Annotated in this window: 1 pseudogene; it reads left to right on the top strand. The window is 62.6% G+C overall.

Annotation, left to right across the window (positions count from 1 at the left end):
• Nucleotides 1-219: pseudogene (locus CN601_RS22365) on the top strand (amino acid permease); the annotation flags it as partial.

The following is a 219-nucleotide window of genomic DNA, read 5'->3' as shown; positions in this document are numbered from 1 at the left end:
TGGTCATCCTCATGGCAGTGCAGTCATGGGACATGTTCGATGCCGAGAATTCCCCGTTCGTTGGAATGTTCGCCCTGGCCGGGCTGGCCGGTGCCGCGGGCATCGTGAACTTCGTGGTGCTCACCTCGGCCGCCTCCAGCGCGAACTCGGGCATCTACTCGACCTCCCGAATGATCTACGGTCTGGCCAATGAGGGCTCGGCTCCGAAGGCCTTCAGGA

It is taken from the genome of Bacillus sp. AFS017336, assembly GCF_002555445.1.
Taxonomy (GTDB): Bacteria; Bacillota; Bacilli; order Bacillales; family Bacillaceae_G; genus Gottfriedia.
The sequence above is the reverse complement of the archived record's forward strand: the minus strand, read 5'-3'. Positions and strand labels throughout refer to the sequence as shown.